We start from the raw sequence: 15,512 nt of genomic DNA, 5'->3' as shown, positions 1-15,512 counted from the left end.
AAAAATAGTGATAAATGGTCGTCGGATGAAACGCTTAAGGCGTTTGGCTGTCTCAACGTAGTTGCCGTAATACCTTATGGCTTGTCTTCGCTATGAAGCATCGCTTGGATTGGTGTTACTGGGCAGTTCAATTTTTTGATTTTCGACGTTAAAGCCCCATTGTCGACAGGCTTTAAAGCGCTCTCTAGCGAGTTGTTTTAGTGTTTCATCATGCGGCACAAAATCAACAATATAGTTAAATTGATTGGCAAAGTTAGGCACAGTTGTCGATAAGTTAATTAATACGGCTCTGCGCCCCTTAGGCGCATTATGACTTATCTCAACGGCTGCGCCTTGTTTTGGACCTTCACCCGCTAAGTTATGCGGTACAAAACTGTCAGCGTTAAACGCCCATAAATTTTCATCAACAAGCTCGGCTTGTTGTAGATCTTCGGTATAAATAAATACCCGTTGTTTTTGTCGATAAAAATAACTGGCTTGCAAACACGCTTGATAAATTACCGAGCTAACGTTTTTGTCGTTATCTTCTGTAATATCATCACTCGGGAGTATGTAAAACATCACTTGGGTTTGCATGTTATTAACCTAATTATTTTCAGCAAAACTTGTAGTACAAGCTATCTTTTTTTACATCATAACAAAGGTGAGTATTAGATAACCTAGGCTCGGCTTAACAAATGTTTCTCTAGCCGCTATTTTTCCTAACTGCTTCGTTAAATTTACTTGCAATAGGCCAGCTATTGACACGAAATTGCCTTGTTTATCATATGAAAAAAATAAAAACTATCAAGCTAGTGATTCAGAAGATAATTTTTTCTTATATTTCAATTTTTTACATATCTCTTAAACTGAGTTCAAGTTAGAGAATAAATACTCGCTTTTAACGCAAAATAAGTTAATGCCTTATTTTATGAAAATAGTGCATTAACTTATTATTGATTAAGCTGCTAGTAAGTAATTATTCGCCTTGCTCTTGACCTGAACGGTTTAATAAAAACTGCGTTAGCATACTTACTGGGCGCCCAGTTGAACCTTTGTTTTTTCCACCACGCCATGCGGTGCCAGCAATATCTAAATGTGCCCAATTGTATTTTTTGGTAAATTTAGATAAATAACAAGCCGCTGTTATGGTACCGGCTTCTTTACCACCTAAGTTGGTAAAGTCTGCAAAAGGACTCTCAAGCTGTTCTTGATAGTCATCCCACAATGGCAAACGCCATGCTCTGTCACCACTTTGTTCTGATGCATTTAATAATTCATTCGCCAGTGGGTTGTGGTTACTTAATAAACCTGTTGCGTGTGCGCCCAATGCGACAACACAAGCACCAGTTAAGGTTGCTACATCAATCACTAATTCAGGATCGAAACGCTCAACGTAAGTTAAAGCGTCACATAAAACTAAGCGACCTTCAGCATCGGTATTTAGTACTTCAACGGTTTGACCCGACATAGTGGTTAAAATATCACCTGGTCGGTAAGCGTTACTACCCGGCATATTTTCACAACCAGCTAAAACGCCGATAACATTAATGGGTAGCTGTAACTCTGCTAATGAGTGCATAGCGCCTAACACGCCCGCGGCACCACCCATGTCATATTTCATTTCATCCATACCTAAGCCTGGCTTTAATGAAATACCACCACTATCAAATGTTAAGCCTTTACCTACAAGTACTAGCGGTTTTGAATCGTCGCCTGCGCCATTGTATTTAATAATGCTCATTTGCGATTCGTTTGCTGAACCTCGGCCTACCGCTAAGTATGAACCCATACCTAACTCTTCCATTTCTTGCTCGCCAACAATGGTTGTAGTTACATTGTCGTAGTCGTTTTCTAGAATTTTTGCTTGTTCAGCTAAATAGGCTGGGTTGCAAATATTTGGCGGCATATTGGCAACGTTTTTACAGGTTGTTACCCCTTCAGCAATTGCTAATGCGTGTGCTATTGCGCGTTCACCAATAGGTAACTCACGGCGAGTAGGCACTTTAAACGCCATTTTTCTTAATGGGCGACGTAATTCGGCTTTACGTGTTTTCAAACTATCGAAGGTGTATAAGCTATCTTGAGCCGCTTCAACCGCTTGACGAATTTTCCAGTAGATATCACGACCTTTAACGTGTAACTCTGATAAGAAGCATACAGCTTCCATGGCACCCGTTTCATTTAGGGTATTAATTGTTTTAGTAATAATTTGACGGTATTGACGTTCGTCTAGTTCACGTTCTTTACCACAACCAACAAGTAAAACACGTTCACTTAACATGTTAGGTACATGATGTAGTAATAACATCTGACCTGATTTACCTTCTAAATCACCTTTACGCAAAAGGTTGCTGATGTAGCCTTCGCTGATTTCATCTAATTGCTCAGCGGTTCCGCTAAGTCTGCGAGGTTCAAAAACACCAACAACAATACAAGCACTATGCTGTTTTTCTGGGCTGCCGCTTTTTACACTGAACTCCATGACTTTTCCTTTTACAATTGAATTTTGGGGAAACTAGCAAGTTTATTTGCTTTAACTTGCTAAAATAAGTAAAAAATAGCACTCTTGTCTATTCAATCTCTATTGCTAAGGGCTATAATTATAGCCGCATTTATCAATACTTCTTAGCTACTGACTTTATACTTTACTTATGAAAACGACAAGTTTACTTAAAAATTGCCAGTATGTCAGAAAAAAACTAAGTTTTTATGGGATCTTTTTGTGATCATTTTTCGTTATTTATTAAAAGAAGTGGCTAAAACCCAACTCGCGGTTTTTTTAGTCTTAATGACTATTTTCATCAGCCAAAAATTTGTTCGTTACTTAGGTGACGCGTCAGACGGTAGTATCCCGGGTCAACTGGTAATGACCTTTATCGCACTTAAAGTGCCAGACTTAGCAGGCATGATGCTACCACTCAGTTTATTTTTGGGGGTGCTGCTCGCTTATGGCCGTATTTATGCCGATAGTGAAATGACCGTATTACATGCTTGTGGGGTAAGTGAGTGGTATGTGGTGAGAGTCACCCTAGTACTTGCGTTTATTACGGCTATTTTAACGGGAATTTTCACCTTGTATTTAGCGCCAATGGCGTCTGAATACCAATATAAAGTACAAGAAGAACTTGCCGCTGACTCTGGGCTAAGTGCTTTAGTTGCAGGCCGATTCCAACAAACAGGTAACCAAGATGCTGTGGTATTTATTCATGATAAAAGTCGTGAAAATAACAGTTTCAATAAAGTATTTGTTGCACAACTGCCTGATGAAAAAAATAGTGAACACAGTATTATTAATGCCAGTTTAGTGTATTCGTCACAAGGGCAAGTATTTGAAGATGAACTCGGCTCACAACGATTAGTGCTGGATAATGGCACCCGTTATCATAGCGACCCAGTTACCAATGAGTTTCAATCAGTTAATTTTGATAAATATTATATTCAAATTAAAGATCAAGAAGTTGAGCACAAACATCGTAAGCTTAGTGCCTTAACTACCCAGCAATTATTAACAGAAAGTACCCCAGAATTAGAAGGTGAATACCGAGCAACAATACAGTGGCGTATCGCCTTTCCATTAGCATGCCTTATTTTAACCTTTATTGCGGTGCCGCTAAGTGTGGTTAACCCTAGGCAAGGTAAGTTTGCGAAAATGTTGCCAGCATTAATGTTGTTTTTAGGATATTTCTTATTATTAACCGCAATGCGATCGAGTATTGAAAAGGGAGTTATACCCAGTGAGGTAGGCTTATGGCCAATTCATATTAGCGGATTATTTATGGGAATTATGCTCTTAATGAAAGAACGTACTAGCGGTCGAAAAATAAAAGCTAGGTTGCCGAAAATGAAAAGAAAACAGCGTGACGACACGCTTAACACTAAGGTTAATTAATGCGTATTTTAGATTTTTATATTGGTCGCGTTATTACTTCAACCACTTTTATTACCTTAGCGGTTTTTGTTAGTGTCAGCGGCATTATTAAGTTTGTGGAACAAATGCGAGCGGTTGGTCGTGGTAATTATGACTTATCCCATGCCGCCTTATATGTGCTGTACGCTATTCCTCGTGATATTGAAATATTTTTCCCAATGTCGGCGCTAATTGGCGGCTTAATTGGTATAGGTATGCTGGCGAGTAATAGTGAGCTGGTGGTAATGCAGGCGGCAGGCTTATCAAAGTTAGATATTATTAAGTCGGTAATGAAGACTGCGGTATTACTTATTTTGGTTAGCATGGCAGTAGGGGAGTGGCTAGCGCCAAGCGGTGAAGCAAAAGCGCGTGAAATTAGAGCTCAGGCAATATCGGGAGGAAGTTTAATCTCCTCTAAAAATGGCGTCTGGGCGAAAGATGGCGATTACTTTGTCAATATTGGTGAAGTACAAGACCAAGGTAAATTGAAAAAAGTACAGATTTATCGCTTTAATGAGCAATTGAAACTTGATAGTTGGCTGTCGGCGCAAAGTGCAGTGTACTTGGGTGACTCATGGCGACTCACCGATGTTATTAATACACAAGTTACAGCAACGGAAGTGATTACCGAGCAGTTAGACGAGCAAGTGTGGCAATCATCACTAACACCTAAAAAGCTAGGCGTGGTTACCGTAACGCCAGAGTCATTATCGTTACGTGGTTTAATTGATTACCTTGATTACTTAGAAGCTAATGCACAAGACCCTAGCCGTTACCAGCTCGCTTTTTGGCGTAAAATAATGCAGCCATTTACTGTTGCCGTGATGCTGTTGGTAGCTCTGTCTTTTATTTTTGGTCCGTTGCGCTCTGTTTCTATGGGTGCTCGCATCATGATGGGCGTATTTACAGGATTGTTGTTTTTTGTTTGTAATGAAGTGTTAGGCTCGTTAAGTTTAGTGTACCAACTTCCCGCATTATTTGGCGCTACAGTTCCTAGCTTGTTATTTGTAGGTGGTGCCTGGTACGTTATTAAGAAAAAAGCGGTGTAACCAGCATTTATGCCACAAGGAGGAGGGAGCGTTAACTCGTGTTAGGGTTAACTAAAGAAGATAATCAATATTTTAGCTGGATTAATTGCGCTAATTTCTTTATATTTCAACGCTAAAATTTTTTGTTATTGATGCTACGGCGTCATTTTTGAAAAATAATAACGGTTTACGTAACAACCGTACAAACAACAGAAGCGAGGATGCTGATGCTCACCAAGGATCCGGTGAACCATACCACACCATATTTTTTTGCCAATAATAATAGTTTTGAAACACCAGAGCCCCAAGAGCCAACACTTCACTTCGCTTATCTAAGCCGAAGTCAGTTATGCTTGCTGCCAAAAAAACTGCAACGTTTATTAGTTGATAATCAATACGGCGTACTTGATAAACATCAAGTAACCACATATCGCTACAATCCAGCCTGTCAATTTTGGGCTAAAACGAAAACTTGGCAAAAAGTAACTTACAATCAATTTAAGCAAGCAGAGCAAGGTCTTGCTATTTATCCTAAAAAAATTGATAACACACCTAAATATGCCGGCTCTACCGCCAATAATGCCATAACAGGTAATGCCTCATTAGCTCAAGTAACTAATAGTAGTCACCCTGCTAGCAATGTAGCCACACCTGCGAGTAACTTAAGCCAAGCGCAAACAGACTTTTTGCAGCAGCGAGCAGAAATGCTGCGACATCAATATGCACAAAATCAAGCACAGAGCCCAACAGAGCAAAGCTATTCACCTACGGTAAATATTTACAAGCCTGAAATTAATAGCACTATGTTATTAAAAGCGACTCATCAGGTGCGACAAAATTTTATTTATCATGTTTTGCAAGCCTCTGAAAACGTAGAACAACTCGCACAGCTCTACACTGGCTATAAAAATGCTAATTTAATTTATGATTACAACCTAGGTTGTAGCGAGCGTAATCCTGCACCAACGGGCACCAACCTATTAGTGCCGAGTGGTTGGAAACTCAACATTGAAGGTGGTAGCACTAACAGTCGCAGCGTGCATATTCAGTGGCAAGGGCCAACCAGTGGCGAAACAACGATTCAACTTGAAAAAAAGCGTCCCGATGAACTGTCATTTTGGCAACATTACATTGTAGTAGAGCCAGGAGAGTACACCGTAGCCGTTAATGCAAGTGGCGCTGTAGATACTAGCGCCTTTACCATTGAAGAGCCAACTTTTGCCTACGAAATTGAATTACTCGACGAACTAGGTGAGCCGCAAGCCAACATGGGTTACAACATTCGTTTACGCAACGGTCATGTTATTACCGGTCAACTTGATCAAAATGGCTATGCCAATGTCTCAGGCCCTGATTTTGAAAACGCCAAAGTCAGCTTTTTTGAACTCGCCGATCACGATTGGTCTGTAGGCAATATTACCTAAACTCAGCTAAAGCAATTTAGGTAAGTAAAATATAAGGATATATTAATGACACAGCAACATACCGTCGCACAAGGCGAAACACTGCTACGCATAGCACGCCAATATGGTTATAAAACCTCAACTGCCTTGTATAACCACCCCAGTAATGCTGAATTTAAAGCACTACGCCCTGATCCTAATTTAATTTTTCCGGGCGATATCATCACAATACCTGCTAAAAAAGAAAAATTTATGCCACTACGTGCCAGTAGCATCAACACCTTTGTCGTACAAAACGAAAAAGAATATTTTCGCTTAAAAGTGTTTTATGAAGATGGTCGCGATATTACCGGAAAACGTATTGTACTTAACATTGGCAGTCAAACTATCGATACCGTGCTGCCAAGTAATGGTTTAATCGAGGTTGAATTAAACGAGAGCGATGTACTTACTGGTGCTGTCGATTTATATCTCAAAGAGGGAGAAACTACCCCAACAAAAAGCTTTATTGTACAAATTGGTCATTTAGACCCCATCGATACCCTTTCAGGCGTACAAGCGCGTTGTAATTCATTAGGCTTTGACTGCGGTAAGGTAGATGGTCTTAATGGCGCAAAAACTAAAGCGGGTGTGAGAGACTTTCAATACGAGCATAACCTTGAAGTAGACGGTATTGCAGGCAAAAAAACCAAAGCAAAATTACAACAAGTATTTGGGAGTTAATATGAGTACATCACAAACTATGCCAATGCAGGTTAATAACATTAATCCTATGTGTGTACCCACAATTGATTTTGTGTTTTTGTATCAGGTTGACCCAAATACAGAAAACTTTAAGAGCGAACAACTAATACTGGTTAACAAGCAGAGTAATTGGCAGCTAACAATGCCCGTATCTAGAGTAATGCCAAAGGGGAACTGGGTTGTTATGAAGTTTAAAGATATACCATGCAGTGGTAACTTCGATTTATTACAAGACCCCAACGATGGTCAGCCTGCTTACTATATTTTTGACAATGTGCCATACAGCGAGCTTAACAACCAAACGCCAACAACTGCACCAATGCCAGAGATAACAGAAGAGTAAGTAGACTCACTTGGCTCTTCATAATGATAAGAATTACATAATGAGTTTACTGTTGAAGTGCGCCCCATTAAAAGGATTGAATGAATGATTGTTGTGAAAAAACAGAGCGCGCCTATTGTTATATTAGCGCTTTGCTTGAGCGTATTGCTTAATGCTTGCTCAGAGCCATCATCATCGCAAACTCAGGCCGAAATTCAGGCTGAACTCGCTAAATACCCGTGGGCTAAAGAGCATAAAAATCACCCTGAATGGCCAATGGAAATTCGTGAAGAAGTGTATGGTGATGCAGATACTTTTTCGACCCCGCGGTTAATGTTTTGGAATAAATATAAATACAGCGAAACAAGAACACTTTGGTCATCGCGCTTAGACGGCTCAGACAGGCGCCGTATTATCCCTGAAGAGGAGTTTATACAGTTCAGGCCTGTAGGGTTGCATAAAGTAAGTCGCTCACCAGATAACCGTTATATAGCTATTTCAGGGTATATAAATGACCGCGCGACGCGCCAGCTGTACGACACCAAAGAGCAAAAGCTCATTACCATGTCGGGCGGGGGTGGCCATCCTTCATTTAACTGGACCTCAGATAGCGACAATGTGATTTTTTATGCCAATGGCAAGCATTATAATTACAAGGTATCAACAGCAACACTTACGCAACGTAAAATAATTTACTCTGACGAGCTATTTTTACTGCCCAGCGACAAAGAGTTTTTAGCGATAAAGCATGATGGTTTTTGGATACATAAGTTTGATGGCGAGATAGTACGTAAAGTTAATTTTGATTTTCCGCGTAAGTGGGAGATGGTGGACCACCGCATTTCACCGGATGGTAGATATTTAGCGTTTATGACCCACGCTAGACCAAAAGCACACTTTCACTGGGTCAATATTGCCAATCCTGAAATAGAGCATTCAGAAATAGGTGAAGGCAATGGCGTTATTTTTTCTTTGGATGAAAATGTCACCCTTAAATTTGGCTATAACCCGATGGGTGAAGTTGATGAAAATGGCAAGCCAGTTACTTATCGTATTATTACTAAAACGAATATTTTAACAGGTGAACAAAAAATCACACGAGTAAAAGAAATGGGTATTTGGGGTCTTGATACATTAGGTCCAATAGCCATTACTAACTTAGCAGCACAAGGACGATAGTAATGCATAAGATGCATAACATGAGCAAAGGAAGTGCCAGCCCTGTGGTGTACTTACTCACAGGGTACTCTAAGAGGGACTTACCGGTAAGTAAGTTAACGCCGTTAATAAACCGTATGGTGGTGGCCGAAGATCCCGAAACTGCGACCTATAATGAACAAAAACCAGTGCTATTAAAAAACTTATTTTTTAAAAAATGTGCTGCTGGTATTACTTCGACCTTAGGTAATCAAACCTTAGATAATGAAAGTTTAGCTACGTGTCACCCTCTTCATGCTCGCCACTCTTTAGCTTATAAATTGGCCTCTTATACCTCTGCCACATTTACTGGTAGTCAAAAAACGATGGCCCAACCCGATTAAAAATGACCAACAAAGGATTTATCCAATAATGTGTTTAACAAAAAAATACGTAGCATTCATATTGCTCTCTGTGATGGTGGTATTGCTAAATGCTTGCTCTGAGCCATCATCATCGCAAACTCAGGCCGAACTTCAGGCTGAACTCGCTAAATACCCGTGGGCTAAAGAGCATAAAAATCACCCTGAATGGCCAATGGAAATTCGTGAAGAAGTGTATGGTGATGCAGATACTTTTTCGACCCCGCGATTAATGTTTTGGAATAAATACAAATACAGCGAAACAAGAACACTTTGGTCATCGCGCTTAGACGGCTCAGATAGACGCCGTATTATTCCTGAAAAAATTTTTACCCAACTGGAGCCTGCGGGATTGCATCCACCTGCTCGCTCACCAGATAACCGCTATATCGCTATTTCAGGGTATTTAAATAACAGAGCGACGCGCCAGCTATACGACACCAAAGAGCAAAAGCTAATTACCATGTCAGGCGGTGGTGGTTACCCTTGGTTTAACTGGACCGAAGACAGTGAAAACGTCATTTTTTACTCAGATGGCAAAAACTTTAATTACCATGTTCCAACAGGCGAGCTCACCCCTCGGCCGCAAATTCATCATAGTGGCGCAGCTTTTTTACTGCCCGGCGATAAAGAGTTTTTAGCGATAAAGTATGATGGATTTTGGATACATAAATTTAATGGCGAGATAGTGCGCAAAGTGAACTTTGGTTTTCCAAGAGCGTGGGAAATGAAAAACCATCGTATTTCACCGGATGGCAAATATTTAGCGTTTATGACTCATGGCCGAAAAGACTTCCATTTTCACTGGGTCAATATTGCCAACCCTGAAATAGAGCATTCAGAAAAAGGTGAAGGCGGTGGCGTTATTTTTTCTCCTGATGAGGACTACCAATTGGAGTTTGTAGCAAAATTTTCAAAAGAGCGTGGTAAAAATGGTTTTTATCCTTCAAAGCGTATCATAAGAACAAAAAATATAGTGACCGGTGAGCAAGCTGAGGCGCTAGTAAAAGAAAAAGGTATCTGGGGTCTTGGTACATTAGGTCCAATAGCCATTACTAACTTAGCAGCACAAGGACGATAATAATGCATAACATGAGCAAAGGAAGTGCCAGCCCTGTGGTGTACTTACTCACAGGGTACTTTGAGAGGGACTTACCGGTAAGTAAGTTAACGCCGTTAATAAACCGTATGGTGGTGGCCGAAGATCCCGAAACTGCGACCTATAATGAACAAAAACCAGTGCTATTAAAAAGCAATACTGCAGGTATTATTTCGACCTTAGATAATGAAAGTTTAGCGACGCGTCAACCTTATCATGCACATAAAAATCGACCGATTATTATTCCTCCCTTAGAGGCGGTGAGCTTTTTAGCACTAAACAACCCCTCCGGCTGGGCAAAAAATTTCATAGGTTATTTAAACGATTACCGCAAGCTTGAAAGCTCGGGGGATACTCAAGAAGCTGATAAGGCTTCAAAGGTTTCACCGCCACCATTACCCATTTTATCGTTGCAAACAGTACCTATCAGTAATTTAAAAGCGCCGGTATCCTCTCCAGAAAGCGGCGCAGCACTGAGCAAGCAAGAGCAAGATTATAATGATTGGTATGAAAAAGAAATTAGCGCAAAAAACGTAGATGAAATTCATGCCTATATCATGGCAAAAACACGGGCGATAATATTAAGTATTAATCCAAATATCCCGCTTCTTTCTCCGGATGAAAACATTGTTTTGTCAACACCTGCGGGAAGGGATATACCAGCTACTTTCGATGAAGAAACTAACTTAGCGGTGATAACAGGTACTGATAAGAGACTAGCCAAAGGGCTGTATCGTATTAAATTGAGGTTATCAGCAGAAACACTGGAGGCTCAACAATCACGTTGGTGCACTAAATCCATTCAATTTGACGGGACTTATTATTATTACGAACTCGCCGAAATGGTGCGTTTTGATATAAAAAACGAAGCGGGTGAGTTTGATATTATTAACTGCGACCCTATTTCAGTTGAAGAGGCAATAATAAAGCAGTTCCCGCGTTTTTATAGCCACTTAATAAGTTATGCCAAAGATTTAAAAACCGAGCACGCGACCTACGACCCTAAAAACATCAGCGTAAAAGATGAAAGCGGCAATGAAATTGGCCGTGCTAAAGTCAGTGATGAGCCAATTAAAATGGCTAGCGGTTATGAAAGTTTTTGTCATGGTTGGGCGGTAGCAAAAGGTCGAGCACAATTGGCTTCGGGTTTAATTACCACCGATATTACCGCCAGTGCTAGCGGCGGTAACTTTACTACTAACGGTAAATTTGTGTTAGGTAGCAAAGTTGCCAAAGCATTGCATACTCACTTGAACAAAACCGCAGATACAACCATCCAAGCTACGCTAGATTCTGTATTTGCCATGCTGGATGGGCAAGATGCTTGGCAAAAGTTGCGTGAAACTCGCGCTGCTATGACCACGGGAAATTGGAAGGACGCGCTTGCAAAAAATCTTTGGCGCTTACCTGCTAACACACCTGAAGCATTGGAAAAATATAATAATAGCTTAGCTAAAAGTATTGGTGTTCCCAAAGTTGCGATGGATGCAGCAGGAAATGCGTTAAACATAGCTGACTTAGCGACAAATATTGCAGCACTAGCGCAAAGCACAGTACAACAAATAGGCACGAACATTCCTAATTTGGTGCAATCTAAACAACATTATAAAACCGTTGCACAAGATTACTTTGAGCATTTAAGCGAAAAAGAAATAGTAAAAGAAGTGGTGATTAACGCGCAGTTTGCGCTGGACGATGATACGGTTTCAGCGTCTTACCGTGACACTATTTTACAGCAAAGTGAAGCTATTACCAAAGCTCTTGAGCTCAACCCTGATCTAAAACTATCCATTTCAGGCCACACCTGTGACTTAGGCGGTAATGATTATAACTTAGCGTTATCAGAGCGCCGAGCAAACGCGGTTAAGCAAATTTTAATGACTGAAGCGGGCGTCGCTGAAAGCCGAATTGAAGTGCAAGGGTTTGGCAGCAGTAAGCCACTTCCAAACAATAACGACAGTAATGGTAAGGATAATCGTGAGCAAAATCGCCGTGTACATATTGCCGCTTATGCAATTAGTCAACTCTCGGTTTGCCCATCGCGTGAAGGAATGGATAGCCTAGAGCGCTTTCGTAACTTAACCGTCGCCAACGACATAAAAGTAGGTGAAACTACCGATGAAATGGCATGGAAAATGGTTAACTTAGCGCTGGGGGTGATGGCGTTTATTCCTGCCACTGCACCTGTTGCAGCAGCGGTGGCGGTGTTACAAGCCGGTGCTAGCGTGGCTACATCAGCGGCCAATTTATTAGATGAAACACTACTCGACAATGTCTGCAAAAATTATTACGCAGAAATTCAAAGAGATAAACGCCTGGGACAAGAGTGTGCTGCTAATCAAGGCATGATGCACGAGCTATTAAGTGAATATAATAAAGACGGAGAGACCCCACAAAGCACGCAATGGGCTGCGCAGTTTAGACTACGTTCTGAAGCAATATCGGGCTTAATGGGCTTATTATTAAGAGCCCAAAAAGAAGGGGATAAAAGCGAGTACTATAGCAACCTAGAACGTTATAAAGTAAAAGAATACATAGAAAACTTTTTATTAGGTGATAGTTGGGCGCTCCCTAATTTACCTAGTGCATCAATTCGTATGGATACCTTTTGGGTGTTTTTAATTGATGGCATTACCGCACAACAAAGTAATGATACTGATAATAAAGCGCTTTATGGTTTTAGCGATAATTATAGCCTGTTAACTAAAGCCGCACGTAAAGCTGTGGTAGAAGGTCCTCAAAATGCACTTTATCTGCGCTCGCAGTTTAACCCATATGGCTTTTATATGATGACGGTGCCAACACTCGCGCGTGAACATAACTATATTACCGCTGAATTTCAAAACTACTTTCCTATTCATACTTTTGGCACCCAAGAAAAAGAGGGAAGTAAATATCTCGAAAGTTTTGCAAACACTTTTGAGCCAGTATTTTCTGACTATGGTGAAGCCAGTTATCACCATAGTGCGATATATTATCAAGATCGAATATCAAAACAATGGCTGCCAATAGTATCAAATAAAATAAAGCGGCTAACGCCATTTACCCCCATCCGTGTTCTTGTTGTGTTTAACGATAAGGTAACAGGTATAGCCCCTATTACGTTTAAAGTAACGCGCTGTGATGGGAAAAATAACGAGCTTGCTTATAAAGAGTTGGTAAGGCCACTTGTCGAGTCTGAGCTATTAGAGAGCGAAAAGCACTTTGCTGGAAAGTTTGGCTGTGTATTTACGCCGTTTTTTCAGTTAGGGCCAAAAACTTACTTGGGTACTAAACCCATGGTTCATGAAGCGGCTTTTTCTCCATTCATGCACGACTCTGCAGTTGAATATTATCAAGATGACAACTTCTCTGATATGCGTTATTACATTAGTGCGCAAGTGGGCAGTAGTCGCAAAGTTGTATTGCCGTTAATGGGGGAACGCCAAGGTAATAACGACGAAATGATGATTGACTCAGGGTATATGAATGTTCTTAACGGACTTGGCATAAAAAATAAATATGTGGCAAATGAGTATTATGTTGATTTAGATACAGAACGTGACAGTAATGAAAGCTCTTTGTTAATAAAAGACTTTTTAACCAGTAACAGTTCAAGCTTTGTACGCCCTGAACTTTTTTCTGGCCAGAAAAGTATTCGAATATTGGTGCGCTTTGGCGGTAAAGGTAAGCCTTATTTAATAACCAGTAAAATAGAAAGAGAAGGTCAGTCAATTCGATTATTTAATAGTGAATTTGCCGCAGCACAACATTTAGGCTTTAAGGTGCGCCAACATGGTAATGACATAATTATTGATGATTTTGATTGGAATACCCAAGTCGATATTATGGTTATAGCCACCTGTACAAAACTGGAGTCAGATAATTATACCAAAGAGCTAATTGGTTTAAATTGGCGTAGTGTGCCATGTGATTTAACACTGCAGCAAACTATTGGTATTAACGATATAGGGCCCACTTATAAGTCAAAACTTTACTACTTAGGTAAAGCGACACGAAATGCAAATAAAGGCTTCAAAATGGAGCCAGGTGGGGGCGGTTATAAGTGGCATGACGATGAATATCAATTTGATGATACATCAGGAGCAAAGTTTAAAGAGTACGGAGAGTTTGTTGAATTGTTTAATAACGCAGGTTCTTATAGCGAAAAAGGCAAACAAGCTCGAGCGTTGCTTAATTGGCATAATAAAAATGCTGAAGCATTTGCCGGTGAAGAGCAGGCTTTTGTTTTTGCAGCGAATTTTAGTTTGAAATATGAATCACCAAAGCGCGTTAGCGTTAATGGCTTAAGGCCTTTTGGTGAGATATATACAAACCAACTTAGTGATATATATACCGACGAGGAAGATAGAGAGTACAACATGGAGTTAAGCGTTGCTAATTTCAGCTCTGATGGTAATTCGGGCTTTAAACTTAGCGATATTGATTCCAATACAGATAGCGAGGGCAATCGCGGTTTGTGCTTAAAGTTAACGCTGCCAAACCCAAAAGGTAAAGATTTACCTTGGGGTAAAGTACTACCTGAGGCCGAACTAAAAGAACTAGCCGTAGAGCTAAATGGTGATCGTTCAACTCCATCACAAAAAGAGCTGTATAAGCGCTTGTCAGAGGAAGGATTGACTGAAGATGAAGTGAAACAGTGGTTTGTTGAAGATGCGACAAAGAAGAAAGTAAGGCCGTTAGGGGCTTTTAAAGAGTAAAAGCACTTATTATTCTTAGTTGTAGTAGTTACAGGGCTGTAGCAAATACTCTTTGTGAACAGCCCTTTTTCTAAGTTTACTTCACCTTTAAAATATCAGTACATTATGACTTTGATTAAACATCATTACCCAATACCTTTAGTAAATAAGTTGAAAGCGCTACTTAGCTTTCAACTCACCAAAGAGGCGCCGCCGCCAGCACCGATAGTGTATATAGATAAGCACCTTTGTAAGCTTAGTAATAATTCTATGAAAGCCCGTAATATGGGACTGATCCCACTATTATTAATGATTTTATTTACTGTATATTTAAATGTTGAAGATCTATGTGGTTCATGGCAAGCAAGAGAAGACACGACGCAGCGTAGGGTTAAACTTTATAAACAAGAGCATGGAGAGAATTATTTTTCATCTTCTAACATTCACCCTATTCATAAACGAACCTACGATATGTTAGATGAGAATGGAGAGCTATCATTAAGTAATTATATGCACCATCGCTATTATACAACTGCCAAAGTTGGCGGTACTTATCGCCTTAAAAAAGACATTTCATTTTTAGTTTTTTACGTTATTACCATTCCACTTTTGTTGTTCTTTATTATTCGCTTTAAGCGACAAGCGCCAATGGTGTTTGATCGTGATAAACAAATTGTCTACCTCTGGTACAAAGGCAAGGTACGCGCCCAGCACTTTAAAGATTTACGGGTTTATGAAGACTTTCAAATGATGCGTATTCAGATACGTGGTTTTGATAAACACAACAAC

Annotated in this window: 12 protein-coding genes; 10 read left to right on the top strand and 2 right to left on the bottom strand. The window is 40.2% G+C overall.

Features of this window, described 5'->3' with window-relative positions; translation table 11 throughout:
- Positions 1-90: 90 nt before the first annotated feature.
- Entirely contained in the window at positions 91-576 is a 486-nt protein-coding gene (locus tag ABD005_RS00580; RefSeq protein WP_215980671.1) for a DNA polymerase III subunit chi, read from the bottom strand.
- 382 nt (positions 577-958) lie between these two features.
- Positions 959-2,464 (bottom strand): leucyl aminopeptidase, encoded by a 1,506-nt coding sequence (gene pepA, locus ABD005_RS00575; RefSeq protein ID WP_215980670.1) that lies wholly within the window; start codon positions 2,462-2,464, stop codon positions 959-961.
- 240 nt (positions 2,465-2,704) lie between these two features.
- Between pepA and lptF the strand changes: the two genes are divergently transcribed.
- The 10 genes from lptF to ABD005_RS00525 form a co-directional block, all read left to right on the top strand.
- Complete coding sequence (lptF, locus tag ABD005_RS00570) at positions 2,705-3,871, top strand: LPS export ABC transporter permease LptF (RefSeq protein ID WP_215980669.1); 1,167 nt, start codon at positions 2,705-2,707, stop codon at positions 3,869-3,871.
- Positions 3,871-4,938: an LPS export ABC transporter permease LptG gene (gene lptG, locus ABD005_RS00565; protein WP_215980668.1), complete on the top strand. Its 1,068-nt coding sequence runs from the start codon at positions 3,871-3,873 to the stop codon at positions 4,936-4,938. The genes lptF and lptG overlap by 1 nt, the downstream gene beginning before the upstream one ends.
- Before the next feature lie 224 nt (positions 4,939-5,162).
- Positions 5,163-6,341, top strand: a complete 1,179-nt coding sequence (locus tag ABD005_RS00560) for a hypothetical protein (RefSeq protein WP_343813672.1) — start codon at positions 5,163-5,165, stop codon at positions 6,339-6,341.
- A 45-nt stretch (positions 6,342-6,386) separates the two neighbouring features.
- Positions 6,387-7,043: a PGRP and LysM peptidoglycan-binding domain-containing protein gene (locus tag ABD005_RS00555; RefSeq protein ID WP_343813669.1), complete on the top strand. Its 657-nt coding sequence runs from the start codon at positions 6,387-6,389 to the stop codon at positions 7,041-7,043.
- Position 7,044: 1 nt separating this feature from the next.
- Complete coding sequence (locus tag ABD005_RS00550; protein WP_343813666.1) at positions 7,045-7,407, top strand: hypothetical protein; 363 nt, start codon at positions 7,045-7,047, stop codon at positions 7,405-7,407.
- A gap of 84 nt (positions 7,408-7,491) precedes the next feature.
- Positions 7,492-8,565: a TolB-like translocation protein gene (locus ABD005_RS00545; protein ID WP_343813663.1), complete on the top strand. Its 1,074-nt coding sequence runs from the start codon at positions 7,492-7,494 to the stop codon at positions 8,563-8,565.
- A gap of 2 nt (positions 8,566-8,567) precedes the next feature.
- Complete coding sequence (locus ABD005_RS00540; protein ID WP_343813660.1) at positions 8,568-8,927, top strand: hypothetical protein; 360 nt, start codon at positions 8,568-8,570, stop codon at positions 8,925-8,927.
- Positions 8,928-8,955: 28 nt separating this feature from the next.
- On the top strand, positions 8,956-10,026 hold the full coding sequence (locus ABD005_RS00535; RefSeq protein WP_343813657.1) for a TolB-like translocation protein: 1,071 nt from the start codon (positions 8,956-8,958) through the stop codon (positions 10,024-10,026).
- A gap of 2 nt (positions 10,027-10,028) precedes the next feature.
- Positions 10,029-14,744, top strand: a complete 4,716-nt coding sequence (locus ABD005_RS00530) for an OmpA family protein (protein ID WP_343813654.1) — start codon at positions 10,029-10,031, stop codon at positions 14,742-14,744.
- Between the two features lie 249 nt (positions 14,745-14,993).
- A partial coding sequence (locus tag ABD005_RS00525; protein ID WP_343813651.1) for a hypothetical protein occupies positions 14,994-15,512 on the top strand: 519 nt, incomplete at its 3' end.

Origin of the sequence: Colwellia asteriadis, assembly GCF_039523295.1 — a bacterium.
Taxonomy (GTDB): Bacteria; Pseudomonadota; Gammaproteobacteria; order Enterobacterales; family Alteromonadaceae; genus Colwellia; species Colwellia asteriadis.
Note: the sequence above shows the minus strand (reverse complement) of the source record. Positions and strands in the feature narration are given on the sequence as shown.

Bases quoted from the DNA above. Each gene is read 5' to 3' on its own strand.
- ABD005_RS00580 (WP_215980671.1), bottom strand. From the start codon at position 576: ATGCAAACCCAAGTGATGTTTTACATACTCCCGAGTGATGATATTACA.
- pepA (WP_215980670.1), bottom strand. From the start codon at position 2,464: ATGGAGTTCAGTGTAAAAAGCGGCAGCCCAGAAAAACAGCATAGTGCT.
- lptG (WP_215980668.1), top strand. From the start codon at position 3,871: ATGCGTATTTTAGATTTTTATATTGGTCGCGTTATTACTTCAACCACT.
- ABD005_RS00555 (WP_343813669.1), top strand. From the start codon at position 6,387: ATGACACAGCAACATACCGTCGCACAAGGCGAAACACTGCTACGCATA.
- ABD005_RS00550 (WP_343813666.1), top strand. From the start codon at position 7,045: ATGAGTACATCACAAACTATGCCAATGCAGGTTAATAACATTAATCCT.
- ABD005_RS00545 (WP_343813663.1), top strand. From the start codon at position 7,492: ATGATTGTTGTGAAAAAACAGAGCGCGCCTATTGTTATATTAGCGCTT.
- ABD005_RS00540 (WP_343813660.1), top strand. From the start codon at position 8,568: ATGCATAAGATGCATAACATGAGCAAAGGAAGTGCCAGCCCTGTGGTG.
- ABD005_RS00535 (WP_343813657.1), top strand. From the start codon at position 8,956: ATGTGTTTAACAAAAAAATACGTAGCATTCATATTGCTCTCTGTGATG.
- ABD005_RS00530 (WP_343813654.1), top strand. From the start codon at position 10,029: ATGCATAACATGAGCAAAGGAAGTGCCAGCCCTGTGGTGTACTTACTC.